The organism is Nonomuraea sp. NPDC048882 (assembly GCF_040649755.1).
In the GTDB taxonomy this organism is placed as follows: Bacteria; Actinomycetota; Actinomycetes; order Streptosporangiales; family Streptosporangiaceae; genus Nonomuraea; species Nonomuraea maheshkhaliensis.
The window spans coordinates 298173-323119 of sequence record NZ_JBEZGB010000010.1; the positions used below are offsets into that span (position 1 = coordinate 298173).

Consider the following 24947-nt stretch of genomic DNA (forward strand, 5'->3'; position numbering starts at 1 on the left):
CGTGATGAGGGCCAGGGGGAGCCAGGGATCCGGCGGCACGGGCGGGTCCGGTGGCGGCTACACGGGTGGCGGCGGCTCCGGCGGCGGCCGAGGCGGCTATACGGGTGGCGGCAGAAGCAGCGGCTCGGGCGGCGGCAGGAGCAGTGGCTCGGGCGGTGGTTCGGGCGGTGGCAGGAGCGGCAACACGAGTGGCAATACGGGCGGCGACAGGCGCGGCAACACGGGTGGCGGCAGGAGCGGCGGTTCGGGTGGCGGGGGGGACCGCGCGGGACGGCAGCGCAGGCCCGCCCGTGACCCGGCGCGCAACGCCGCCTTCGACGTCGTGCGCGCCGTCGACGAGCGTGACGCGTACGCCAACCTGCTCCTGCCGCGCCTCCTGCGCGAGCGCGGCATCAAGGGGCGCGACGCCGCGCTGGCGACCGAGCTCGCCTACGGGACGCTGCGCGGGCTCGGCACCTACGACGCGGTCATCGAGATGTGCAGCGACCGCGAGCCCGACCCCGACGTGCGCGACGCGCTGCGGCTCGGCGCCCACCAGCTCCTGCGCATGCGCGTCCCGCCGCACGCCGCAGTCGGCACCACCGTCGACCTCGTACGCCTGCGCATCGGCCAGGGGGCGGCCAAGTTCGTCAACGCGGTGCTGCGCAAGATCGCGTCGAGGACGATCGAGGAATGGATACCCATCGTCGCGCCCGACCCGTCCGACGACCCCGTCGGCCACCTCGCCGTCGCCCACGGCCATCCCCGGTGGATCGTCTCCGCCTTCCGCGACGTGCTGGGTCCCGGTGACGAACTGGCCGACCTGCTCGCCGCCGACAACGCCAGGCCCCTGGTGACGCTCGTGGCGCGGCCGGGGCGCAGCTCGGTGGCGGAGCTCGAAGATTCGGGCGCCCTGCCTGGGCGCTACTCGCCGTACGCCGCCTACCTGCGCGAAGGCGACCCCGGTCAGATCGAGGCGGTGGCCGAGACCCGCGCCGCCGTCCAGGACGAGGCCAGCCAGCTGGTCGCGCTCGCCCTGACCAGGGTGCCGCTCGACGGGGACGGCGACGAGGTGTGGCTCGACATGTGCGCCGGCCCCGGAGGCAAGGCCGGCCTCCTGGACGCCATCGCCGTCCACGGCGACCTGGCCGGCCTGGACGCCGAGTCCCGCGTTGGCGATGCCGCGCGCACGGAGGATGGCGCCGGCGCGGGTTCGGGCGTGGACTCCGGTACGGGTGTTGGCTCGGCTTCGGGCGTGGGCTCTGGCTCGGGCGTTGGCTCAGGTTCGGATGTGGGCGTTGGTTCGGGTTCGGGTGAGGGGCTGGGGGAGGCGTTTCCCGGTGGGGCGCGGGTGCTGGCTGCTGACGTGCAGTATCACCGGGCGCGGCTGGTGTGGGAGACGACCAGGGACGCGACGGTCGTCACCGCCGACGGCACCGAGCCCGCGTGGCGGCCCGGCGTGTTCGACCGGGTCATGCTCGACGCCCCCTGCACCGGGCTCGGCGCGCTGCGGCGGCGGCCCGAGGCGCGCTGGCGCCGCGACCCCGCCGGCATCGCCGACCTGGGCAAGCTGCAGCGGAGCCTGCTTCAGACGGCGCTCGACGCGGTGCGCCCAGGCGGTGTCGTCGCGTACGTCACCTGCTCCCCGCACCTGGCCGAGACCCGGGTCGTGATCGGTGACGTCCTGGCCCGCAGAGACGATGTCGAACAGCTCGACGCCCGCGCTTACCTGCCCGAGGTGGACAGGCTCGGCGACGGGCCGCACGCCCAGTTCTGGCCCCACCGCCACGGCACCGACGCCATGTTCCTGGCCCTCCTGCGCAAACGCCCCTAACCCATCCTCGTAGCCGCCGTCCCAACGAGGGAACACAGGCGGCCGTTCCGGAGCGACACGATCGAGCACCCCATCGGTTCGGGCCAGAGGTGCTGGGGCGGAGACAGGGGCGCGACTCCAGGCGTGCGGGACGTTGGTGTCGGCTGTGCTTGGCTGACGCGCGAGGACGTGCGTGCTGGCGAGGGTGGGGGCGAAGTGCCGGGCTGGGACCGTTGGTGGATCAGTTGACCGGACGTGCCGTGACTCGACGCCGGGTGTGGGATGCGGCTTGGGTGACCGTCGCGTGGGGTGGGGGTGTCGGGGTGGGGTCGTGTCAGGGTTCGGTGGGCGGATGACGGGCAGCGGTGCGGGGTTGTGATCGGTGGGTGCGTTGTCTGGCGTGGTGGAAGGGGCGTGTGGTCCGATCGACGGCGTGGATCTCCTCGATGACCTTCACCTGGCGGAGCTGGGGCCGATCATCTGGCTTCAGGGCTTGCCCGACGCCGTGCGCCCCGTGCTGGAGCTGGTGTCGGTGTTCGGCACGGACACGTTCTTCCTGCTCTGCCTGCCGGTGCTCTACTGGTGCGTGAGCCCGGCGCTGGGTCTGCGGCTCGGGCTCGTGGTTCTGCTGGCCGCCGCCACGAACATGATCGGCAAGCTGGCCGCGCACCAGCCCAGGCCGTACTGGATCGACGCCAGGGTTCAGCCGCTGTCGGTCGAGGGGGCGTTCGGGCTGCCGTCTGGGCATGCCCAGAACGGCACCGCGGGCCTGGGCCGGCTCGCCTCCGAGGTGGGACGGCCGTGGGCGTGGTGGGCGGCGGGGTCGTTGATCGCGCTGGTGTGTCTGAGCAGGGTGTATCTGGGCGTGCACTTCATCTCCGACGTGGTGGCCGGGGTGTTGCTGGGGCTGGTCGTCCTGCTCGTGGCGAACCGGATGGAGCGGCCCGCCACGCGCTGGTGGCACGGCCTTCCGCTGTGGGCGCAGCTCGTCGCCTCGGCGGGGCTGTCCGCCGCGCTGATCGGCGCCGCCGCGCTGGCCAACGCGCCGTACGCCGGATGGGTCGTGCCGCGTAGCTGGAGCTCGGCCGGCGTGATCGATCCCGAGAGTCTGGAGCCGATCGTCATCATGGCGGGCGTGCTGCTGGGCACGCTGGCCGGGACGTCGATCATGTACCGGCTCGGCTGGTTCGACGCGGGCGGCCCGCTGCGGTTGCGCGCCGCTCGCTGGGCGCTCGGCACGGTCGTGGCGGTGGCCATCTGGTACGCCGGCCGCGAACTGCTGCCGGGCGGTGCGGTGGCCACGTACGTCGGGTACGCGCTGCTGGCCCTATGGGTGCAGGTGGGCGCGCCTGTGCTGTTCATCAGGCTCGGGCTCATGTCGCGCCCCACAAGGGAGAAGGCCACCCGCTGAGATGGCCCCGGGGGAGATGGCCCCTGGGGACCGACCGTGGCAGGTGCGGGCGGCCCAAGGTCGCTCGTGGTCGTGCGGGGGTGGACGAGCGGGCCGGGGACGTGGGGATTTTCAATACACTGGGCCATCATGGCCGTACAGATCTCGCCCAGCATCCTCGCCGCCGACTTCGCCAGGCTCGCCGATGAGGCCGCCGCCGTGCCGAATGCCGACTGGCTGCACGTCGATGTCATGGACTACCACTTCGTGCCCAACCTGACCCTCGGGCTGCCCGTGGTCGAGGCGCTGCGCAAGGCGACCGACACCCCGCTCGACTGTCACCTCATGATCGCCGACCCCGACCGCTGGGCGCCGCAGTACGCGGAGGCGGGGGCGGGCAGTGTGACGATTCACGCGGAGGCGGCCAAGGCGCCCATCCGTACGCTGCGGGAGATCCGCGCACTCGGCGCCAGGTCAGGGCTCGCGCTCAACCCGGCGACCCCCGTGGAGCCGTACGAAGACCTGCTGGACGAGGTCGACATGCTGCTGCTGATGACCGTGGAGCCGGGGTTCGGCGGGCAGAAGTTCCTCGACGTGGTGCTGCCGAAGATCCGGCGGGCGCATGAGCTCATCGGCCGGCACGGCGGCAGGGTCTGGCTGCAGGTCGACGGTGGTGTGGACGCCGGCACGATCGAGCGCTGCGCCTCGGCGGGCGCCGACGTGTTCGTGGCGGGCAGCGCCGTCTACGGGGCCTCCGACCCGGTGGTCGCCATCGACGAGCTCCGCGCCGCGGCCATTCGCGCCACTTTGTGACAGCGCTCGTGGCAGTGGTTCGCGCCACTTCGTGACCATGGTCCTTCCACCTTCCGTCCGTTTGTTTCGCTTCGTGGCAGGAAGCCGGGACTGGGAGATGTGACATGAAGCGGGCGTTAGCTGGGTAACTCTTCACTTATGAGCGACCATGGCATCTTCGGGCCCCGCTCGGTGACGTGGCGGGTGATGGGTGAGCCGATCCTGCTGGTGGGCGGCTTCCGCGCGCTGCTGATGCAGGGGCTGCATCCGCGGGCGATGCGCGGCGTCCTGCAGAACTCCGCGCTCATGGACCCGCACGAGTCCTGGTCACGATTCGTACGGACGACCGAGTTCGTCCGTGTGCGCACCTACGGCACCATGGCCGAGGTCGAGCGGGCCGGCCGCCGTGTACGCAAGATCCACGCCACGCTGACCGCCTACGACCCCGACACCGGCCGCAGGTTCCGTCTCGACGAGCCCGACGCGCTGCGGTGGGTGCACGTGGGCGAGGTCGACTCCTACCTGTCGGTGGCCCGCCGCGCCGGGGTGCGCCTGTCGGACGACGAGGCCGACACGTTCGTCGCCGAGTGGCGGAGGGCGGCCGAGGTGGTGGGCCTCGACCCGGACGACGTGCCCGGCTCGGTCGCCGAGTTGCGCGAATACATCGACGCCGAACGCCCGGGGCTGCGCTTCGTCCCCGAGGCGGCCCATCCGCTGCGGCTGTCGCTCAACGCGCCCCTCCCGCGCCTGCTGACCCCGCTCAAGCCCGCCATGCCCGCGCTGACCCTGCTCGCGTTCGCCACGCTGCCGCGCTGGGCGCGCCGGCTCTACGGCCTGCCCGCGACGCCGGTCGGCGACCTGTGGGCCACAGCGACGCTGCGCACGCTGCACACCGGGCTCGGCCTGGTCCCCGGGCACGTCCGCTACAGCCCGGCGGCGCGGCGCGCGCACCGGCTCATGGCTGCTTGAACGAGCGCTTGGTCAAATAGACGGGGGCGGTCGCGCTTCCCATAACGGGCATGGCAGACTGGAGGCCGAAAGAGAGCTAGCGTGCTCCGGGGTCGGTGAAATTCCGAACCGGCGGTGACAGTCCGCGACCCGGCCGATGCCATCGGCCGGTTGACTCGGTGAAATTCCGGGACCGACGGTTAAAGTCCGGATGGGAGGAAGCGCGCGAGGTGTCCGGCGTCCCAGCCGGGCACCTGCCGTGGTGCACGAGGTTGCGCCGCGGCGAGATCCCCCGGGGCCCGCCATGGCTTTGAGCTACTGGCGAGTAGGAGACCCGGGTGGAGATATCCGCCGAAGACGTCGCCCCCATGGCGCGGGCCGTCGAGCTGGCCGGGCGCGGACACGGCACCACCAGCCCCAACCCTGTCGTGGGCTGCGTCGTGCTCGACTCCGCGGGCCAGGTCGCCGGCGAGGGCTTCCACGCGTACGCGGGCGGCCCCCACGCCGAGATCGTCGCGCTGGAGCGGGCCGGCGAGCGGGCCAAGGGCGGCACCGCCTACGTCACCCTCGAACCCTGCGACCACACCGGCCGCACCGGGCCGTGCAGCCTCGCCCTCCTCGACGCCGGGGTGGCCCGCGTGGTCGTCGCCGTCCCCGATCCCACCCCCAAGGCCGCCGGCGGCGCGGCCCGGCTGCGTGCCCACGGCGTCGAGGTCACCTTCGGGGTGCTGACCGAGCGGGCCGAGCGGGTCAACGAGGAGTGGCTGACGTACGCGCGGCTCGGACGGCCCCACGTGACCTGGAAGTTCGCCGCGACGCTCGACGGCAGGTCGGCGGCCGAGGACGGCACCAGCCAGTGGATCACCTCCCCTGAGGCCAGGGCCGACGTGCACCGGCTGCGGGCCGCCGCCGACGCGATCGTCGCGGGCATCGGCACCGTCCTCGCCGACGACCCCCTGCTCACGGCCCGTCCCGCCGGCCAGGCTGCCGAGGGGCGCGCGCCGCTGCGGGTGGTGGTCGATCCCGACGGCAGGACGCCCCCGTCCGCCCGGGTCCTCGACGGCCAGGCGCCCACGCTCGTCGCCGTCGCCGACGACGCCCGTACCGGCATCGAGGCCGATCTGCTGCGCGCGCCGCGCCACGCAACCGGCCCGCAGCTCGCGCCGGACCGCGAGAGCGACCCGCCGCGCGGCGATGTCGACCTGATCCGAGTGCCGCGCCGCGGCGCCGGCCTGGACCTGGAGGTCCTGCTGCGTGAGCTGGCCGCGCGCGGCGTCGTGAGCGTCTTCCTGGAGGGCGGGCCGACGCTGGCCGGCTCGTTCGTCGGGCAGGGCCTGGTCGATCGGGTGGTGGCGTACGTGGCGCCGGCGCTGCTCGGCTCCGGGCGGGCGGCGCTCGGCGGCGCGGGAGTGCGCACGATCGGCGAGTCGCATCGCCTGACATTTGACGAAATTTCCCAGATAGGGCCGGACATAAGGCTGATCGCCCGGCCCAACCCCCAACCAGGCAGGGAGAAGTGATGTTCACCGGAATCATCGAGGAACTGGGCGAAGTGGTGGCGATCAGGCAGGAGGGCGGAGGAGCCCTGCTGTCGGTGCGCGGCCCGGTCGTCACCTCCGACGCGAAACACGGCGACTCGATCGCCGTCAACGGCGTGTGCCTCACGGTCGTGGAGGTCGCGGGCGACGTGTTCACCGTGGACGTGATCAAGGAGTCGCTCGAACGCAGCTCGCTCGGCGCCCTCACCGAGGGCTCCGCGGTGAACCTGGAGCGGGCCGTACGCGCCGACCAGCGCCTCGGCGGCCACATCGTGCAGGGCCACGTGGACGGAACCGCCGTGCTGTTGTCGCGCGACCCCGGCGAGAGCTGGGACGACCTGCGCTTCTCCCTGTCGCCCGCGCTGAGCCGCTACGTCGCGGAGAAGGGCTCGATCGCGATCGACGGAATCAGCCTGACGGTCACCACGGTTGACGACGAAAGCTTCGGCGTGAGTCTCATCCCGACCACGCTGAAGCTCACCACCATGGCCGAACGCCAGGTGGGAGACATGGTGAACATCGAGGTCGACGTGATCGCGAAGTATGTGGAGAGGCTGGTGGTCAGGCAGTGAACTGGGCCGAGGCCGGATTCAAGATATTCGGCACCCATGTGCTCTGGACCGACCTGGTCGGCAACATCGCCGCCCTGTCGACGGTCCTGCTGGCCATGCGCAGGTCGATGTGGACGTGGCCGGTGCAGTTCACCGGCTCGGTGCTGCTGTTCATCGCCTCGATCAACGCGCACATCACCGGTAACGCGCTCAAGCAGGCGTTGTTCGCGGGGCTGGCGGTCTACGGCTGGTGGGCGTGGCGGCGCGGCACCCAGGACGGTAAAAAGCTGGCCGTCAGGCCCGCCAGGCCGTGGGAGCGGCTGACCCTGATCGGCCTCATGGTGCTGGGCACCGCCGCGGTGGGCGTGCTGTTCTTCGTGACCGGCCTGTCGTGGGGCGCGCACGAGCCGCTGCCGAAGGGCGCCTTCCTGGTGGCCGCCGACGCCTACATCTTCGTCGGCAGCGCGCTGGCGACCTGGGCGCAGGGCAGGGCGCTGGTGGACTTCTGGATCGTGTGGGTGGCCGTGGACCTGGTCGGGGTGCCGCTCGCGTTCAGCTCGGGACTGGTGGTCTCCGGCTACGTGTACGGCATCTTCTTCGTCCTGGTGCTGGTCGGGTTCGTGAAGTGGCTGCGCGAATACCGTTCCGCGCCACTGGGGGAAATGGCGGTGGCACAGTGAGCGGCATCACGCTCGACCCGATCGAGCGCGCGATCGAGGACATCCGGGCCGGCAAGCCCGTGGTGGTCGTCGACGACGAGAACAGGGAGAACGAAGGCGACCTCATCTTCGCCGCGGCCAAGGCCACGCCCGAGCTGTGCACGTTCACGATCAGGCACACCAGCGGCATGATCTGCGTGGCCATGGACGGTAAGGAGCTCGACCGGCTCGGCCTGCCGCTCATGGTGTTCCACAACAAGGAGCGCATGCGCACGGCGTACACGATCACCGTGGACGCCCGCGACGGCGTCACCACGGGCATCTCCGCGGCCGACCGGGCGAAGACGATCCGCACGCTCGCCGACTCGGCCACCGAGCCCAACGAGCTCGTCCGCCCAGGCCACGTCTTCCCGCTGCGTTACCACGAGGGCGGCGTGCTGGCCCGGCGCGGCCACACCGAGGCGGCCGTCGACCTGGCCAGGCTGGCCGGGCTGTCGTCGGCGGGGGCGCTGGCCGAGGTCGTCAACGACGACGGCACCATGGCCAGGCTGCCCGAGCTGCGCCGCTTCGCCGACGAGCACGATCTGGCGCTGGTGTCCATCGAGCAGCTCGTCGACTACCGGCGGCGGGCCGAGAGCATGGTGACGCGGGTCGCCGAGACGCGGCTGCCCAACGCGTACGGGATGTGGCGGGCCTTCGGCTACGCCAGCGCGCTCGACGGCGGCGAGCACGTCGCGCTCGTCTTCGGCGACCTGGCTGGCGGCGAGAACATCCTGGTGCGGGCCCACTCCGAATGCCTGACCGGCGACGTGTTCGGCTCGCTGCGCTGCGACTGCGGGGTGCAGCTCGACCACGCCATGTCGGCCATCGCCCAGGAGGGCCGCGGCGTGATCGTCTACCTGCGCGGCCACGAGGGGCGGGGCATCGGGCTGCTGGCCAAGCTGCGCGCCTACAGCCTCCAGGACAACGGCAGCGACACCGTGGACGCCAACGTCGAGCTGGGGCTGCCGGTGGACGCGCGGGAGTTCTCCAACGCGGGCCAGATCCTGGCCGACCTCGGCGTCAAGTCGGTACGGCTGCTGACCAACAACCCGGCCAAGCTCAAGGGCATGGACGGCTACGGCATCAAGGTCCTCGGCCGCGAGCCCATGCCCGTGGCGATGAACCCGTACAACGAGCGTTACCTCAGGGCCAAGCGCGACCGCCTCGGCCACGACATCTCGGAGGCATCGTGACCAGGGCAGACAACCGGCTACGGCTGAAGGGGGAGATATGAGCGGGGAAGGACGGCCGGGCGCCTCGGCGCCCGACGCGTCGGGGCTGACGGTGGGCGTGGTGGCGGCGAGCTGGCACGCCAAGATCACCGACCAGCTGGTGTCACGCGCCGTGCAGGCGTGCGCCGACAGCGGCGCGACGGCCACGGTCGTACGCGTGCCGGGCTCGCTGGAGATCCCGGTGGTCGCCCAGGCGCTGGCCCGCCGCTGTGACGCGGTGGTGGCGCTGGGCGCGGTCATCCGCGGCGAGACCGCCCACTTCGACTACGTCTGCGACTCGGTGACGGCCGGCCTGACCCGGATCTCGCTCGACGAACGGACACCGGTCGGCAACGGCGTGCTCACCTGCGAGACGATGGACCAGGCGCTCGACCGCTCGGGCCTGCCGGGCAGCAAGGAGGACAAGGGGTACGAGTCGGCCGTCGCCGCGCTTGAGACCGCCCTCCTCCTGAGGGACCTGGCCTGATCTACGGTAGGTTTCCCTCGTGTCAGAGCCCGTGTCCCCGCCGCCCCTGCCCGTCACCTGGCGCCCGCGCCGGGGGCGCCTCGTCGCCTACGGCTTCGCCGTCGTGATCGTGCTGGGGGCGGTGGTGATGGCCGTCCTCATCGCGCCGCCGTTCCAGCTGCCCGACCGGGTGGCGATCGTGGCGTTCGGATGCGCGGTGGCGTACGTGCTCCATCTGCTGGGCCGGGTGCGGGTGGAGGCCGACGAGAAGGGCCTGACGATCGTCAACGCCGTCCGCACCCACCGTTACACGTGGCCTGAGGCGCTGGAGGTCACGATGGTGGTGGGTGATCCGTGGCCGAAGATCGACTTCTCCGACGGCCACACCGTCGGGGCCATGGGCATCCAGGGCTCGGAGAAGGAGCGCGCCCGTCAGGCCCTGGCCGAGCTGAGGGCCCTGATCCGGGAGCGCGGGGAGGCGCGGGAGGAAGGGCCCTGATCCGGAGCCGCGAGACGGCCCTGATCCGGGGAGGCACCCGAGGGTCGGCCTAGCCCGGTTCGGGGAAGAGCTCGTCCACCGTGTCGACGGTGAGGATGCGGATGAGCAGGTGCTGTAGGTCGTCGAGGTCCTCGCAGGAGAAGATGGCCTCGCGCCTCTCCCGGCTGATCCACAGGAAGCGGGTCTGCAGGGCGACGTCGATCGCCCGCCGCGCCGCGGTTATCTTGCTCCGCTGCCTGGCCTCCGGTGACACGGGTCTGTCCCAGGGCTCGGGCGTACTGAGCTGCATCAGCATCAATCCTCACCGATCTGCGTCCGGGCCGGCGACTCGACGCCGAAGTCCGGGCCGCGGCGGAGCTCTTCCATCGGTATGTCGTGCGCAAGGCTCGGGGGCATGCCTTGTCGTCCCTTCGTTCGGTGAGCAGAAGCTTACAGTTCGTGACGGTCACTCCGGGTCGATACGCGGGTGAATATCGCAAGACCGCGTGTGGACGTAGCCTGAAGGGGTGCTGCGGCGGACAATCAGGACAATGGACATCGAGTCGCCGGACAAGCTCATCGAGCTCCTCGACCGGCACGCCTACCTGGCAGACGAAGGCCTGGCCACGGCGGCCTTCCTGGCGTTGCGCATGGGACGGCCGCTCTTCCTCGAAGGCGAGGCGGGGGTCGGGAAGACGGAGCTGGCCAAGACCCTCGCCGCACTGCTGGACGCGCCGCTGATCAGGCTCCAGTGCTACGAGGGCCTGGACGCGGCCCAGGCCCTGTACGACTGGGACTTCGCCCGCCAGCTCCTCCACCTCAAGGCCGCCGAGGCCGCCGGGATCACCGACGTGGCCAGGCTGGAGGGCGAGATCTACGACCGCCGGTTCCTCATCGCCAGGCCGCTGCTGAAGGCGGTCGAGACGCAGCCCAGTGTGCTGCTCGTGGACGAGATCGACCGGGCCGACGACGAGTTCGAGGCGTTCCTGCTGGAGGTGCTCTCCGACTTCACGATCTCCATCCCCGAGCTGGGCACGGTGAAGGCGAGCACGCCGCCGGTGGTCGTGGTCACCTCCAACAGGACCCGCGAGGTGCACGACGCGCTCAAGCGCCGCTGCCTCTACCACTGGCTGGAGCACCCGAGCTTCGAGCGCGAGGTCGCCATCCTGCTGCGCCGCCTGCCCGAGTGCACCGAGACGCTGGCGGCCCAGGTGGCGCGGGCGGCCGAACGGTTGCGGCGGGCCGACCTGGTCAAGCCGCCGGGGGTGGCCGAGACGCTCGACTGGACCGAGGCGCTGCTGACGCTGGGCGCCAAGGAGCTCGACCCCGACCGGGCCGCCGCCACGCTCGGCGCGGCGCTGAAGTACCGGGAGGACGTCGCGGCGGTGCTCGGCAACGGGCTGCTCTCCCATGAATGAGCTGGCCGCCACCATGACGGGGTTCGCCAGGACACTGCGCGCGGCGGGCGTCGCGGCCGATCACGAGCGGACCCAGAACCTGCTGCGCGCCCTCGGCCACCTCGACGTGGACGACCCCGGCGAGGTCTACTGGGCCGGGCGGCTGACGCTCTGCGCCACGCCCGACGACCTGCCCCGCTACGACCGCTGCTTCGCCGCCTACTTCGGCGGGCAACGGGCCACGCCGGCGCGTACGACGGTCACGAGCGTCACCCGCCACCTGGCCGCGCGCGACGGCGACGGCGAGACGGGCGAGGACGACGGCACGACGGCCCCGGCGACCGCGAGCCGCATGGAGGTGCTGCGCCATCGTGACGTGGCCAGGCTGAGCGAGGCAGAACGGGCCGAGGTGCATCGCATGCTGGCCATGCTGAAGGGCGGCCGGGCCCGGCGGCGCTCGCGCCGCTTCGAGAGCGCCCACAGGGGAGTGCTCGACCAGCGCCGTACGATCCGCGACGCGCTCAGGAAGGGCGAGGTGGCCAGGCTCCGCCACCGCAGGCACACCTCCAAGCCGCGCACGGTCGTGCTGCTGGTGGACGTCAGCGGCTCCATGGCCCCGTACGCCGAGACGCTGCTGCGCTTCGCCCACGCGCTGGTCAGGAGCGAGCCCAGGTTCACCAGGGTCTACTCGGTCGGCACCAGGCTCACCCCGATCACGGCCGAGCTGCGCCACCGCGACCCCGGCACCGCGCTGAACGAGGCGTCCAAGGTCATCCCCGACTGGAGCGGCGGCACCCGGCTGGGCGCGGAACTCAAGGAATTCCTCGCCCGTTACAGCGCCAGGGGCGCGATCGCGGTGATCGCCTCGGACGGGTGGGAACGCGGCGATCCCGAGCTGCTGGGCGCCCAGATGGCCCGGCTGGCCAGGCAGGCGTACAAGGTGATCTGGGTCAACCCGCACAAGGGGTACGCGGACTACCAGCCGCTCACCGGCGGCATGCGCGCGGCGCTGCCCCATCTCGACGACCTGGTGGCCGGGCACAGCCTGGCCGCCTACGAACGACTCAGCGAAAGGCTCGCCCATGCGTGACGTGCTGCCGGAGATCATGAAGTGGTGGCGGTCGGGGCTCAAGTTCGGCCTGGCCACGGTGGTGGGCACGTGGAGCAGCGCGCCCAGGCAGCCGGGGGCGTCCATGGCGGTGCGCGGCGACGAGGTGGTCGGCAGCGTGTCCGGCGGATGCGTCGAGGGCGCGGTGTTCGAGCTGGCCGCCGAGATCGACACCCCCGTGCTGCAGCGGTACGGGGTGAGCGACGACGACGCGTTCGCCGTCGGCCTGACCTGCGGCGGCATCATCGACATCCTGGTCGAGCCCGTGTCGCTGGAGACGTTCCCCGAGCTGGGGGAGATCGCGGCGTCGGTGGAGGCGCACCAGCCGGTCGCGGTGGCCACGATCGTCTCCGGCCCCGGCCGGGTGGGCGCGCGCCGGATCATCTGGACCGACCGCTCCGTGGGCACGCTGGGCCTGGACCGGCTCGACGAGGCCGTGGACGACGACGCCCGCGGCATGCTCGCCCAGGGGCTGACCGGGCTGCGCCACTACGGGGGGCAGGGGGAGCGGCGGCTGGACGACCTGGCGGTGTTCGTGCACTCGTTCGCGCCGCCGCCGCGGATGCTGGTCTTCGGGGCGATCGACTTCGCCGCGGCGGTGGCCAGGGTGGGCAAGTTCCTCGGCTACCACGTCACCGTGTGCGACGCGCGGCCGATCTTCGCCACCGCCAAGCGTTTCCCCGACGCCGACGAGGTCGTGGTCAAGTGGCCGCACGACTACCTGGCCTCGGTGCGGGTGGACGAGCGCACGGTCATCTGCGTGCTCACCCATGACCCCAAGTTCGACGTGCCGCTGCTGGAGGTGGCGCTGCGTACCGGCGCGGGTTATGTGGGCGCGATGGGGTCCCGCCGCACCCACGAGGACCGGCTCGAACGGCTGCGCGAGTCCGGTCTCACCGAGGCCGAGCTGGCCAGGCTGCGCTCGCCGATCGGCCTCGACCTCGGCGCGCGTACGCCCGAGGAGACGGCCGTGTCCATCGCCGCCGAGCTCATCCAGCTGCGCTGGGGCGGCTCGGGGCGTCCGCTGTCCGTGACGGATGGCCGCATCCACCACGAGATGCAGCCCGAGGCACAGTCCGAGGGCCGGCCCGAGAGCGGGCCCGAGAGCGGGCCCGAGAGCGGGCCCGAGAGCGGGCACGAGGCGCCGTGAGGTCGGGCAGGGTCGCTGGGATGCTGCTGGCCGCCGGTGAGGGCACCCGGCTGGGCCGGCCCAAGGCGCTGGTCGAGTTCGGGGGCGAGCGGCTGGTGGAGCGCGGCGTGCGGCTGCTGGAGGAGGGCGGCTGCCATCCGGTCGTTGTCGTGCTCGGCGCGGCCACGGTGCAGGTGCGCGGCGCGGTCACGGTACGCAACCCGGACTGGGCCACCGGCATGGGCTCCTCCCTGCGGCTGGGGCTGGCCGCGCTGCCGGAGGAGGCGGAGTCGGTGGTGGTGGCGCTGGTGGACCAGCCGCTGATCGGGCCGGGCGCGGTACGCGCGCTGATCGGCTCCGGCGCCGGGCTGGCGGTCGCGACCTACGGGGGCCGGCGCAGGAACCCGGTGCTGATCGCCCGTGAGCACTTCGCCGAGGTGTCCGCGCTGGCGGGGGGCGACGTGGGGGCGCGGCCGTTCATGAAGGCGCATCCCGAGCTGGTCACCGAGGTGGCCTGCGACGAGCACGGCGACCCCGCCGACATCGACACCCCGCAGGACCTGGACCGGCTGCGGCGCAAGGCCGGCGCTCAGGCGGCCGGCCGCTCGGGGGCGTCGCTCACCTAGCCGGGCGCCCGGATGCCCGTGCGTCCGGCCTCGTGCGCGCCCGGACGCCGCATGGGCGCTCAGAGGCGACTCAGAGACGTGCTCAGGGGCGTGTTCAGAGGCGCAGGGAGGCGATGGCGGCGCGGTGGTCGCTGCCGGTCGCCGGGGCGACGCCCGCCTCGGTGGCGGTCATGCCCTTGAACAGGATGTGGTCCGGCCTGGTGATCGGGAACTCGGCCGGCCAGGTGAACCCGAACCCGTCGCCCGCCGCGCTCTGGGCGTCGGTCAGCGGCGGTGTCAGCCCGCGCATGCCCCGGTCGGTGGTGGCGGTGTTGAGGTCGCCGAGCAGCAGGATGCGCTTGCTCGGGTCGGCGTCGATGAGCTTGCGCGCCTGCGCCAGTGAGGCGTCACGCGAGGTGGTGTGGCCGGGCCTGGCCGAGGCCAGGTGCATGACGTAGACGGTCACCTTGCCCTTGGGCGTGGAGACGACCGCCCGCAGGGCGCGCGGCCAGCCCATGCCGACGTCGAGCGGCTTGGTGTCGCTGATCGGGTAGCGGCTCCACAGGCCGACCGTGCTGACCGGATAGTGGTACTTGAACATTTTGTTGAGCTGTTTGGCCGCGGGCCCGCCGCTGGTCAGCTCCTGGGCGGCCAGGACGTCGAGGTCCTTGGCGATCGCGCGTACGGCCTCGCCCGAGGCGCTGTTGCGCACGCCCACGTTGACGGTGCCGACGGTCAGGTCGCTGGGCCCGCCGGGCGGGGTGCGCAGCAGCGCGGAGCCGAACATCACCGCCCACACCACCCCCGGCACCAGCGCGGCGGCGGCGGCCCTGGTGGAACGTGCCATGGCGGCGGCGGCCAGCAGCACCGGCACCGCCAGCCCCAGCCAGGGCAGCAGGCTCTCCATGACAGGGGTGAATCCGCCGAGCGCGGGGATGAGCTGATGACCCGCCAGGGCCACGGCCACCACGGCGGATACGACGACGACGACCCGGCTCAGCACTTGATCCAGGCTAGCGGCTCCCGGTCCGCCACGCCGACACGATAGAGTGTTCCCGGCATAACAGAACATCATTCGGTTGGGCGGGAGCCGGCATGCGCATCGGGATGGCACTCAATTACTCGGGCGGTTTCAAGGAGACGGTCGCCGAACTGGCCGACTACGAGCAGGCCGGGCTCGACATCGTCTTCGTGGCCGAGGCGTACTCGTTCGACGCCGTCAGCCAGATGGGCTACATCGCGGCGAAGACCGAGCGGCTGCAGATCGCCTCCGGCATCCTGCCGATCTACTCGCGCACGCCGACGCTGCTCGCCATGACGGCGGCGGGCCTGGACTACGTCTCCGACGGGCGCTTCACGCTCGGCCTGGGGGCCTCCGGGCCGCAGGTGATCGAGGGCTTCCACGGGGTGCCGTACACCGCGCCGCTCGGGCGTACCAGGGAGGTCGTCGAGATCTGCCGCCAGGTCTGGCGGCGCGAGCGGGTGAACTTCGAAGGGCGCCACTACACCGTGCCGCTGCCCGCCGGCCAGGGCACGGGGCTCGGCAAGCCGCTGAAGCTCATCAACCATCCGGTACGCGCCCGCATCCCCATCGTGGTCGCCGCGATCGGGCCCAAGAACGTCGAGCTGACCGCCGAGGTGGCCGAGGGCTGGGAGCCGATCTTCTACGTGCCCGAGAAGGCGGCCGACGTCTGGGGCCCGGCCCTGGCCGCGGGCAAGGCCAGGCGCGACCCCGAATTGGGCGAGCTGGACGTGATCGCGCAGGCGTCGCTGGCGATCGGCGACGACGTGGCGGGGCTGCTGGAGTTCGGGCGGCCGATGGCGGCGCTCTACATCGGCGGCATGGGCGCCAGGGGCAAGAACTTCTACAACGACCTGGCCAGGCGCTACGGCTACGAGAAGGAGGCCGAGCTGATCCAGGACCTCTACCTGGAGGGCAAGAAGGAGGAGGCGGCCGCGCAGGTCCCGGCGGAGCTGCTGGAGAAGATGTCGCTGATCGGCACCGAGGGCTTCGTGCGCGACCGGGTGCGGGCGCTGAAGGAGTCGGGCGTGACCACGCTCAACGTGACGCCGCTGGGCCGGACGCACGAGGAGCGGCTGCGGCTGATCGAGACGATCAAGGAGATCGCCGCAGAGTGAGGTGAATCACCCCGAATGGGGGAATCCGGCCATAATTGCCGGTGTTGTGGGGACTCGTGAGGTTCTCCCTGGTGATCGTGTGGCTCGTGGAGCGGCTGCACATCGATCTGTGCCGCCTGCACGGATCGATGTGTTACTGACCGCTCCGCCCGCGTTCGTCCATGTCCTCACCCGGGCGTGCCCTCGGCATGCCCTCACACCGGAAGTCGTACCCCTCCGTGAAGAGATTCTCCTTCTCCCTGCAGTTGCTGCTGGGCCTCGTCGCCGGCGTGGCACTGGGCTTCGCCGCCAGAACGTGGGACGTGACCTGGCTGACCGAGACCCTGACCAGGGTCGGCCAGATCTTCGTCCAGCTCCTCAAGCTGGCCGTGCCGCCCCTCGTCTTCACCGCCGTGCTGGTCAGCGTGGCGAACCTGCGCAATGTCAGCGGCGCGGCCCGGCTGGCGGGCAAGACGCTGTTCTGGTTCCTGGCCACGGGGCTGATCGCCGTCGTCGTCGGCATCGCACTCGGCCTGGTCATCAACCCGGGCCAGGGCGTCACTCTCGACACCGGTGCCGCCAAGGCCCCCGAGAACGCCGGCACCTGGCTCGACTTCGTCACCGGCATCGTCCCGACGAACATCGTCACCGCCTTCACCGAGCTCAACGTCCTGCAGATCGTCTTCCTCGGCGCTGTGCTCGGCGCGGCGGCCCTGGCCGTCGGCGAGAAGGCCGAGCCGTTCCTGGGCCTCGCCCGCTCCGTGCTTGAGCTGGTGCAGAAGGCGCTGTGGTGGGTCATCCGCCTGGCGCCCATCGGGACGGCGGGGCTGATCGGCAAGGCCGTGTCCACGTACGGATGGGACCTGCTCGCGCCGCTGGCCAAGTTCAGCGCCGGGGTCTACATCGGCTGCTTCATCGTCCTGCTGGCCGTCTACCCGGCCCTGCTCGCGGTGTGGGGCAAGGTCAGCCCGGTCGCGTTCTTCCGCAACGCCTGGCCCGCGATCGAGCTGGCGTTCGTCTCCCGCTCGTCGGTCGGCACGCTGCCGCTGACGCAGCGGGTCACCATCGAGCGCAACGGCGTGGACCGCGACTACGCCGCCTTCGCGGTGCCGTTCGGCGCGACCACCAAGATGGACGGCTGCGCCTCGGTGTATCCGGCGCTGGCGGCGATCTTCGTGGCGCAGGTGTTCGGGGTGCAGCTCGGGGTGGGTGACTACCTGCTGATCGCGTTCGTGTCGGTGGTCGGCTCGGCCGCGACGGCGGGCCTGACCGGCGCGACCGTCATGCTGACGCTCACCCTGAGCACGCTGGGGCTGCCGCTGGAAGGCGTCGGGCTGCTGCTGGCCATCGACCCGATCCTCGACATGATCCGCACCGCGACCAACGTGGCCGGTCAGATGGTGGTGCCGGTGCTGGTGGCGCGCTCGGAGGGCCGCCTGGACACGGCGGTCTTCAACGCGCCGCCGCAGTCGCTCGACGACGCGCCCGCGCCGCGCGTCCCGCAGCCGGCCGTGGCCTGATGACGGTGGCCTGATGACGGTGGCCTGATGACGGTGGCCTGATGACGGTGGCCTGACGGCTGTTTCAGCACGCGAGGGGAGGGGGCGGAGTTCACGCCCCCTCCCTTATTCGTTGGAGGAGGCGTACGGGCCCGTACGGGACGTTGGAGGGGCGGCAGGGGCCGTGGGGGCCTATGGTGGTCGGAAATCTCAATTTTCGAGTAATTGGCGGGGATATGTCCGACGCGACGGAGCGCGCGCCGTCCTTGATCGCTGACCGGTACCGGCTCGACGAGCGCATCGGCAGCGGACCGATGGGCGAGGTGTGGCGCGGATACGACACGCGGGCCGACTGGGTCGTGGCCGTGAAGGTGCTCGGTGCCAAGGCCGCCGGCGCCGGCACCCGGGAGGTGCTCAGGCAGCACGCCCAGGCCGTGGCCAGAGTGATCCATCCGAACGCGGCCATGGTGCTGGACGTCGGCGAGCACGAAGGGGCGCCGTTCCTGGTGATGGAGTACCTCACCGGGAACAGCCTGCGCGAGGAGCGCGCGGCGCGCGGGCAGTTGCGGATCATGGAGGTGTGCGACCTGATCGGCCAGGCCGCGGCCGGGCTCGACGCGGCGCACCGGGCCGGCGTCGTGCACGGGCAGGTCGATCCGGACAGTTTCCGCCTGGCGAGCAGCGGGGTGCTCAAGGTCGTCGGGTTCGGGATGGACGACCGCGAGCCCGTACGGGGGGACGAGCGGTACGCGGCGCCGGAACGGGCCGCGGGACAGCCCGCGCAGGCCCCCGGCGACGTGTACGCGCTCGGCTGCGTCTGCTACGAGCTGCTGTGCGGGCGGGTGCCCGCGGAGACGGCGGGGGAGGGCGGGGGACGGCCCGTCCCGCCCAGCGCGATCAGGGGCGAAGTCCCGCCGGAGCTCGACCGGCTGCTGCTGGCCATGCTCGCCGAGGATCCGGCGCAGCGGCCCACCAGCGGGGAGAACATCCGCAGGACCCTGGCCGCCATCGCCCGGCCCAAACCCGCCCCCCAGGCGCCTCCCACGGCACCCGGCGCTCCGGGCGCGATGGGTATGGTGCCCGGCCAGACGGGCACGATGGGCACGGCGCCCGGTGCGGCGGGCTCGATGGGTCCGGCACCCGGTGCCGCGGGTGCGATGGGTGCCGGTGCGGGACCGGCGGCCGGGGCTGGGCAGGGGGCCGGTTCGGGTGCCACCGAGGTGTTCCAGCACCTCGGCGGGGCGCCGCCGCGCGCCGGTGACACCGCGATCTACCAGGCGGGAGACCTGGAGCCCGCCCCGCCCTCGGGGCCCAACCGCAAGCTGGTGATCCAGCTGGGCGTGGCCGTCCTGGTCATCGCGGCCGTGACGGTGGGCATGGTGATGTGGGCGGGAGCCAGGCAGGAGGCGCCGGTCGCGGTGGTGAGCCCGACGCCGTCCCCCACGCTCACGACCGAGGAGCCGCCCCCCACCTCGCCGTCCCCCACGCCCACCGACGACGAGTCCGGCCTGGTGCGCACCCTCGACCCCGACGACGAGCCGACCTCGCTGATCGAGACCGCCGCGCCCAAGGCGACCCTCGGGGACGTGGCCCCGGCCGGCGGGTACGGCAAGTGGCTGCAGAGGTTCGACGAGGCGATCACCGCCCAGGAGCGGACGAACGGCATCAACCCCGCGGTCGCCGGCAAGGCCCGCGAGAAACTGCGCAAAGCCGCCAGAAAGGCCCGCGAGGGACACGTCGACTCCGCTCTGGACCACATCGCCGGCGTCTACCGCGACCTGATACGGGCCCAGGAGAAGGGCGACATGAACGGGACGGGCCCCGCGGCCAGGTTCCTGCTCGACTGGCGCATCCCCGACCGGTACGGCCGAGGCGCCTGACCGGACGCGAAGGGCGAAAGTGACGATTGGGGCATAGCGCGTAGGTTGACCCCATGAGCTTCGACTATCCGGCGCGCCGGGCGCGGGTGGCCGGGCTGCTGCCCGGCCACGGCGTCCACGCCCTGCTCGTCACCTCCCCCGTCAACGTCCGCTACCTCACCGGGCTGGCCAGCTCGAACGCCGCCGTCCTGATCCGGGCCGACGGCGGCACGCTGCTGGTCACGGACAACCGCTACATCGAGGCGGCGCGCGCGCTCGACGTCCCCAGCGAGGAGGCGGCCGACGTGGCGGGCCGGCTGGCGGAGCCGGGAACGGGGATCGAGGCGGCGAGCATGAGCGTGGCCGCCTACCTGAGGCTCGGGGATCGGCGGGGGGATCGGCTCGTGCCGCTGGGGCCGGTGGTGGAGCCGCTGCGGGCGGTCAAGGACGACGCCGAGCTGGACCGCATCCGTACCGCATGCGCGATCACCGACCAGGCGTTCACCGACGTCTGCCCCGCCATCGCGCCCGGGATGACCGAGCGCGAGCTGGCCCGCCTGCTGGAGGGCCGCATGGCCGAGCTGGGCGCCGACAAGCCGGCGTTCGACACGATCGTGGCCGCGGGGGAGAACGGCGCCGTCCCGCACCACGCCCCCACCTCCAGGGAGCTGCGCGCCGGAGACCTGGTGACGATGGACTTCGGCGCCCGGTACGACGGCTACCACGCCGACATGACCAGGACGGTCAGCCTCGGTCTGCCCGCCGCCTGGCAGCGCGAGCTCTACGACCTCGTCGCCGCCGCCCAGCGGGCTGGCCGGTACGCGCTCGCGCCCGGCGCCACGGCCAGGGAGGTCGACACGGCGGCTCGCTCCGTGATCGAGGAGGCGGGCCACGGAGGCCACTTCAGGCACGGTCTGGGCCACGGCGTCGGCCTGGAGATCCACGAGGAGCCGTTCCTCGGCCCCGCCAGGACCGGTAGACTAGAGGATCGAGTTCCGATCACCGTCGAGCCCGGGGTTTATCTTCCTGGCCGGGGCGGGGTTCGCATCGAGGACACCCTGGTGACACGTGAGGGCGGGCCGGAACTTTTCACCAAGACGACCAAGGAGCTGCTCGTCCTTTAGAGCGGCCACACGCGGGAGAAGAACGAGTGGCGACGACCAACGACCTCAAGAACGGCATGGTGCTGAAGCTCGACGGCGGGGAGCTGTGGGCCGTTGTGGAGTTCCAGCACGTCAAGCCGGGCAAGGGCGGCGCGTTCGTGCGCACCAAGCTCAAGAACGTGCTCTCCGGAAAGGTCGTCGACAAGACCTTCAACGCCGGCGTGAAGGTCGACGTGGCCAACGTCGACAAGCGCGAGATGCAGTTCTCCTACAAGGACGGCGACGACTTCGTGTTCATGGACACCGAGACCTACGACATGGTCAACGTGCCCCAGGGCACCGTCGGCACCGCCGCCAACTACATGCTGGAGAACACTCTGGCCACGGTCGCCTTCAACGAGGGCTCCGCGCTCTACGTCGACCTGCCCGCGGCCGTCGAGCTGACCATCTCCGAGACCGAGCCGGGTCTGCAGGGCGACCGCTCCACCGGCGGCACCAAGCCCGCCACGCTGGAGACGGGCGCCGAGATCAAGGTGCCGCTGTTCATCACCACCGGTGAGAGGGTCAAGGTCGACACCCGCAGCGGCGAATACCTCGGCCGGGCCTGAGGTGTCGGCACGCGGCAAAGCACGCAGAAGAGCGCTCGACATCCTCTTCGAGGCAGAGCTGCGCAGCGAGGATCCGCTGAAGATCCTCGCCGAGCGCGTGGAGCGGCAGGAGCCGCCGGTCAACGAATACACCTCGGCCATCGTCGAGGGCGTCGCCAGGCACCACGCGCGCATCGACGAGCTGATCACCACCTACGCCGAGGGCTGGACGCTCGACCGGATGCCCGCGGTCGACCGCAACCTGCTGCGTGGCGGCACCTACGAGCTGCTGTGGATCCCCGGCGTGCCGGAGGGCGTGGTCATCAGCGAGTGGGTGCACCTGGCGGGAGAGCTTTCGACCGACGAATCCCCCCAGTTCGTCAACGGGCTGCTGGCCCGCTTCAAACAACTCAAGCCAAGCCTCACCCTTTAGACACCCCGTTTCGGCGGGCCTGGAGGGCGTGTTCGGGGTACGTTCCAACCACGCCGGCCCGCGCGGGCTCGCGTGGCCAGGTCTGGCGCCTCCGCCCGGCCTGTGCCCGCGCACCTCGCGGCCGTACGGACAAGTGGCGCGTCACCAGCCGCGACGCGCCCCTTTCCGTTTTCACACCTCCCCATCTTCCGTTCCTGGCCCCTGTGTCGCCGCCCCCGTTCCATGCCCCCGTTCCATGCCCCCGGTCAAGGACCGCGGGGGAGTCTCGCCGGTGGGGAGCGGGAGCTCCGGCGTACGGCGTAGGCTGGGCCCGTCCAGGAGTCCACGAGTCGAGTCCACGAGGAAGGCCCGGCGCGACGTGCACGTTCGCGAGGGCGATGGGCGCGAGGGCGACGGGCGCGAGGGCGTTCGCCGTCCGGGCGTCGCTCAGGGAGAGGGAGGCGAGCCGACGTTGCGCGCTGAAGGCGTCACGAGGACCCCGGCGGTGCGGACCGCCGTCGTCTGGGACGCGCTGCGGTCCATGCTGGCCGAGCGCACGGCGGCCACCGGCCGCGAGTCGCTCGACATCGTCGACGCCGGCGGCGGCACCGGCGGGTTCGCCGTGCCGCTGGCCCTGCTCGGGCACGCCGTCACGGTCGTGGACCCGAGCCCCGACTCGCTGGCCGCGCTGGAGCGCCGCGCCAAGGAGAAGGGCGTGGCCGTGCGCGGCCTCCAGGGTGACGCCGCCGACCTCGGCGAGCTGCTCAGCCGCGACTGCGCCGACCTGGTGCTCTGCCACAGCGTGCTGGAATACGTCGAAGACCCGATCAGCGCGCTGACCGCGGTCGCGGGCCTGCTGCGCAGGGGCGGTGCCGTCAGCGTGCTGGCCGCCAACCCCGTGGCCAGCGCCATCCACCGTGCGCTGTCGGGGCAGTTCGACGAGGCCAGGGCGGTGCTGACCGACCCGAGCGGCAGCTGGGGCGACCGCGACCCCACGCCCCGGCGCTTCGCCGCCGACACGCTGGTCGAGCTGCTGACCGCGACCGGCTTCTCGCCCGGTCCCGTCCACGGCGTGCGCGTCTTCGCCGACCTGGTGCCGAGCCGGCTCGTGGACGGCGAACCGGGCGCGGCCGAGGCCCTGGTGGCGCTGGAGCAGGCCGCCGCGACCCATCCCGTGCTGCGCGACGTCGCGACCCAGCTGCACGTGCTCGCGCACCGCAACTGAGCCCGCCACGGACGTGAACGGGGCACCGGAAGCGGCGCCGGAAGTGGCACCGGAAGTGGATCGGGAGAGGAAAGAATCGATGGCCACCCCCCTCGGTGTAGAACGCCTGTTCGGATAGAATCGGTCGCGTGTCTCGCAAGCAGATCACCGGCATCGGCCCCGCTCCACGCACCGGGGCCGATGACAGCGGCTGCCCGATCCTCCACGTCGACATGGACGCCTTCTACGCCAGCGTCGAGCTGCTCGAACGGCCGGAACTGCGCGGCCGCCCGGTGATCGTGGGCTCGCCCGCCGGGCGCGGTGTCGTGCTCAGCGCCACCTACGAGGCCAGGGCCCAGGGCGTCCATTCCGCGATGCCGATGAGCAGGGCGCGCAGGCTCTGCCCGCGGGCCACGATCATCCCGCCCAGCCACGGGAAATACGCCGAGGTCTCCAAGGGCGTCATGGAGATCTTCCACACGATCACCCCGCTGGTGGAGCCCATCGCGTCCGACGAGGCGTTCCTCGACGTCGGTGGCGCCAGGCGGCGGCTCGGGCCGCCCGCGGCCGTGGCCGCCATGATCAGGGAGCAGGTCCTCGACCGCTTCGGCATCACGTGTTCCGTGGGCGTTGCCAGCAGCAAATTCGTGGCAAAGCTGGCCTCCAAGCAGTGCAAGCCCGACGGGCTGCTGGTGGTGCCCGCCGATCAGGTGGTCGGCTTCCTCCACCCGCTGCCCGTCTCGGCCCTGTGGGGCGTCGGCGAGCGCACCGAGCAGTCCCTGGTGCGCCTGGGCATCCGCACGGTCGGAGACCTGGCCAGGGTGCCGCCGGCGACGCTCCAGCGCGAGCTGGGCCAGGCCGTGGGCGGCCATCTGGCCGCGCTGGCCTGGGGCCGCGACGAGCGGCCGGTGACCTCCCACGTGCCCGACAAGAGCATTGGCAACGAGGAGACGTTCGCGGCCGACGTGGACGACCCCGAGGTGATCAAGCGGGAGCTGCTGCGTCTTTCCGAGCGGGTGGCCGCGCGCATGCGTAAGGCCGGTCACGTGGGAAGAACTGTAAGTGTGAAGCTACGCCGCGCCGATTTCACCACGATCAACCGCTCGCGCACGCTGCGTGAGCCCACCGACGTGGCCCAGGTCGTCTACGCCACCGCGGTCGAGCTGTTCGAGGCGGCCGGGCTCGATCGGGTGCGATTGCGCCTGGTGGGGGTCAGGATGGAAAATCTGCGGCCGGCCGGAGAGGCCACCCGGCAGCTCAGCCTCGGCGAGAAGGAGACCGGGTGGCGCGAGGCGGAGCAGGCCATGGACAAGGCCATTCGAAGATTCGGGCCCGATGCGGTGCTCCCGGCGTCGCTAGTACGTGGCAAGCTTGATGAAATAGAGACATGACGTTCGATGTCCGGACTTGGTGGGGGCATCCGTGTCAGGATTTTGGGGAGAGGGGGGCGAGATGGTCCACAATAGAGCCATGACGTCACCTCCGGTTTGGTCTGCGTTGGACGTTTGCTTTCGCCTACGTCTACAGCCTCGTATTCTGGGGATGACCGACCGCGAGGTTCGGACACCCCGTGTCGTCCGTTGCCGTCTTCCCCGTCCTGGGGCCGTCCTTGGGAGGCGCCGTGCCGCTCTCTGAGCACGAGCAGCGCTTGCTCGACCAGATCGAGCAGGCCCTCTACGCCGAGGACCCGAAGTGGGCCAACACCGTAAGGATCAGCGATCCGCGCAGCCATTACAAGCGCCGCCTGGTCAAAGCCTCCATCGGCTTTGCCCTCGGTGTCGTGGTGATGATGATCGGCGTCGTCATGAGCGGCAACGCTCTGATCCCGCTCGGCGTCGGCGGTTTCGTGGTCATGCTCGCCGCGTGTCTGTGGGGCCTGTCCAGCTGGAAAAAGATGAACGGGTTCGGTGACGCCGCCCCCGCCGCCGGCGCCGCCGCTCCTCCGGGCAAGCAGGCCCGCCGGGGCAACCGGGGCACTTTCATGGAACGCATGGAAGAGCGCTGGCGCCGCCGTCACGACGAGCGCTGACCCGCCAGACCGATCGGTCGCGGCCGTCCT

26 protein-coding genes and 1 riboswitch are annotated in these 24947 nt (G+C 71.7%); of the genes, 24 read left to right on the forward strand and 2 right to left on the reverse strand.

From position 1 onward, the window contains the following. The first annotated feature begins 4 nt into the window (after positions 1–4). From AB0C27_RS33420 to AB0C27_RS33465, 10 genes are all read left to right on the forward strand, one after another. Entirely contained in the window at positions 5–1813 is a 1809-nt protein-coding gene (locus AB0C27_RS33420; RefSeq protein WP_357852170.1) for a transcription antitermination factor NusB, read from the forward strand. 412 nt (positions 1814–2225) lie between these two features. Beyond that, positions 2226–3203 (forward strand): phosphatase PAP2 family protein, encoded by a 978-nt coding sequence (locus AB0C27_RS33425; protein WP_357852173.1) that lies wholly within the window; start codon positions 2226–2228, stop codon positions 3201–3203. Positions 3204–3332: 129 nt separating this feature from the next. Beyond that, positions 3333–3995 (forward strand): ribulose-phosphate 3-epimerase, encoded by a 663-nt coding sequence (gene rpe, locus AB0C27_RS33430; RefSeq protein WP_357852176.1) that lies wholly within the window; start codon positions 3333–3335, stop codon positions 3993–3995. A gap of 138 nt (positions 3996–4133) precedes the next feature. Beyond that, positions 4134–4943 carry an oxygenase MpaB family protein gene (locus tag AB0C27_RS33435; RefSeq protein ID WP_357852178.1) on the forward strand — a complete coding sequence of 270 codons (810 nt, stop codon included), beginning with the start codon at positions 4134–4136 and terminating at the stop codon, positions 4941–4943. 77 nt (positions 4944–5020) lie between these two features. Further along, positions 5021–5151, forward strand: a riboswitch (FMN riboswitch). Between the two features lie 109 nt (positions 5152–5260). Further along, positions 5261–6442, forward strand: a complete 1182-nt coding sequence (gene ribD, locus AB0C27_RS33440; protein ID WP_357852181.1) for a bifunctional diaminohydroxyphosphoribosylaminopyrimidine deaminase/5-amino-6-(5-phosphoribosylamino)uracil reductase RibD — start codon at positions 5261–5263, stop codon at positions 6440–6442. After that, a complete protein-coding gene (locus tag AB0C27_RS33445) occupies positions 6442–7032 on the forward strand; it encodes a riboflavin synthase (RefSeq protein ID WP_357852184.1) in 591 nt (196 codons plus the stop codon). The genes ribD and AB0C27_RS33445 overlap by 1 nt, the downstream gene beginning before the upstream one ends. After that, on the forward strand, positions 7029–7691 hold the full coding sequence (locus AB0C27_RS33450) for a nicotinamide mononucleotide transporter family protein (RefSeq protein ID WP_357852187.1): 663 nt from the start codon (positions 7029–7031) through the stop codon (positions 7689–7691). The genes AB0C27_RS33445 and AB0C27_RS33450 overlap by 4 nt, the downstream gene beginning before the upstream one ends. Further along, positions 7688–8905, forward strand: a complete 1218-nt coding sequence (locus AB0C27_RS33455; protein WP_357852190.1) for a bifunctional 3,4-dihydroxy-2-butanone-4-phosphate synthase/GTP cyclohydrolase II — start codon at positions 7688–7690, stop codon at positions 8903–8905. Before AB0C27_RS33450 ends, AB0C27_RS33455 begins: the two co-directional genes overlap by 4 nt. 37 nt (positions 8906–8942) lie before the next feature. Then, complete coding sequence (ribH, locus tag AB0C27_RS33460) at positions 8943–9410, forward strand: 6,7-dimethyl-8-ribityllumazine synthase (RefSeq protein WP_357852193.1); 468 nt, start codon at positions 8943–8945, stop codon at positions 9408–9410. Between the two features lie 19 nt (positions 9411–9429). Next, positions 9430–9888 carry a PH domain-containing protein gene (locus AB0C27_RS33465; protein WP_357852196.1) on the forward strand — a complete coding sequence of 153 codons (459 nt, stop codon included), beginning with the start codon at positions 9430–9432 and terminating at the stop codon, positions 9886–9888. 49 nt (positions 9889–9937) lie between these two features. On the opposite strand, the gene AB0C27_RS33470 is transcribed toward AB0C27_RS33465, so the two are convergent. Next, positions 9938–10177 (reverse strand): hypothetical protein, encoded by a 240-nt coding sequence (locus AB0C27_RS33470; protein WP_357852199.1) that lies wholly within the window; start codon positions 10175–10177, stop codon positions 9938–9940. A 241-nt stretch (positions 10178–10418) separates the two neighbouring features. Here AB0C27_RS33470 and AB0C27_RS33475 point away from each other — a divergent pair, with 241 nt between their 5' ends. Genes AB0C27_RS33475 through AB0C27_RS33490 form a run of 4 tightly spaced genes read left to right on the forward strand, consistent with a single transcriptional unit; the run spans position 10419 to position 14127 of the window. After that, positions 10419–11285, forward strand: coding sequence for a MoxR family ATPase (locus AB0C27_RS33475; protein WP_357852202.1), 867 nt, complete (start codon positions 10419–10421; stop codon positions 11283–11285). Further along, entirely contained in the window at positions 11278–12354 is a 1077-nt protein-coding gene (locus tag AB0C27_RS33480) for a VWA domain-containing protein (protein WP_357852206.1), read from the forward strand. Before AB0C27_RS33475 ends, AB0C27_RS33480 begins: the two co-directional genes overlap by 8 nt. Beyond that, complete coding sequence (locus AB0C27_RS33485) at positions 12347–13522, forward strand: XdhC/CoxI family protein (protein WP_357852209.1); 1176 nt, start codon at positions 12347–12349, stop codon at positions 13520–13522. Before AB0C27_RS33480 ends, AB0C27_RS33485 begins: the two co-directional genes overlap by 8 nt. A gap of 20 nt (positions 13523–13542) precedes the next feature. After that, the gene (locus AB0C27_RS33490) at positions 13543–14127 is read left to right on the forward strand and encodes a nucleotidyltransferase family protein (RefSeq protein ID WP_357852212.1); all 585 of its coding nucleotides are present in this window, start codon (positions 13543–13545) and stop codon (positions 14125–14127) included. A 94-nt stretch (positions 14128–14221) separates the two neighbouring features. Here the strand turns inward: AB0C27_RS33490 and AB0C27_RS33495 are convergent, their stop codons facing one another. Next, complete coding sequence (locus AB0C27_RS33495; protein WP_357852215.1) at positions 14222–15109, reverse strand: endonuclease/exonuclease/phosphatase family protein; 888 nt, start codon at positions 15107–15109, stop codon at positions 14222–14224. Positions 15110–15201: 92 nt separating this feature from the next. Between AB0C27_RS33495 and AB0C27_RS33500 the strand changes: the two genes are divergently transcribed. The 10 genes from AB0C27_RS33500 to AB0C27_RS33545 all read left to right on the forward strand — a co-directional run bounded on the left by AB0C27_RS33500 (position 15202) and on the right by AB0C27_RS33545 (position 24917). Next, a complete protein-coding gene (locus AB0C27_RS33500; RefSeq protein WP_357852217.1) occupies positions 15202–16245 on the forward strand; it encodes an LLM class F420-dependent oxidoreductase in 1044 nt (347 codons plus the stop codon). Positions 16246–16289: 44 nt separating this feature from the next. Further along, positions 16290–16385 carry a putative leader peptide gene (locus tag AB0C27_RS33505; protein WP_357852220.1) on the forward strand — a complete coding sequence of 32 codons (96 nt, stop codon included), beginning with the start codon at positions 16290–16292 and terminating at the stop codon, positions 16383–16385. 78 nt (positions 16386–16463) lie between these two features. Next, entirely contained in the window at positions 16464–17744 is a 1281-nt protein-coding gene (locus AB0C27_RS33510; protein ID WP_357852223.1) for a dicarboxylate/amino acid:cation symporter, read from the forward strand. A 245-nt stretch (positions 17745–17989) separates the two neighbouring features. Next, positions 17990–19603 (forward strand): serine/threonine-protein kinase, encoded by a 1614-nt coding sequence (locus AB0C27_RS33515; protein WP_357852226.1) that lies wholly within the window; start codon positions 17990–17992, stop codon positions 19601–19603. A gap of 53 nt (positions 19604–19656) precedes the next feature. Next, positions 19657–20706, forward strand: coding sequence for an aminopeptidase P family protein (locus AB0C27_RS33520; protein ID WP_357852229.1), 1050 nt, complete (start codon positions 19657–19659; stop codon positions 20704–20706). 26 nt (positions 20707–20732) lie between these two features. Continuing rightward, positions 20733–21293: an elongation factor P gene (efp, locus tag AB0C27_RS33525; RefSeq protein ID WP_346107765.1), complete on the forward strand. Its 561-nt coding sequence runs from the start codon at positions 20733–20735 to the stop codon at positions 21291–21293. 1 nt (position 21294) lies between these two features. Then, on the forward strand, positions 21295–21705 hold the full coding sequence (gene nusB / locus AB0C27_RS33530; RefSeq protein WP_357852233.1) for a transcription antitermination factor NusB: 411 nt from the start codon (positions 21295–21297) through the stop codon (positions 21703–21705). A gap of 484 nt (positions 21706–22189) precedes the next feature. Beyond that, complete coding sequence (locus AB0C27_RS33535; RefSeq protein WP_357852235.1) at positions 22190–22909, forward strand: methyltransferase domain-containing protein; 720 nt, start codon at positions 22190–22192, stop codon at positions 22907–22909. A gap of 128 nt (positions 22910–23037) precedes the next feature. After that, positions 23038–24279, forward strand: coding sequence for a DNA polymerase IV (gene dinB / locus AB0C27_RS33540; RefSeq protein WP_357852238.1), 1242 nt, complete (start codon positions 23038–23040; stop codon positions 24277–24279). A gap of 230 nt (positions 24280–24509) precedes the next feature. Next, a complete protein-coding gene (locus AB0C27_RS33545) occupies positions 24510–24917 on the forward strand; it encodes a DUF3040 domain-containing protein (RefSeq protein WP_357852496.1) in 408 nt (135 codons plus the stop codon). Positions 24918–24947 lie beyond the last annotated feature (30 nt).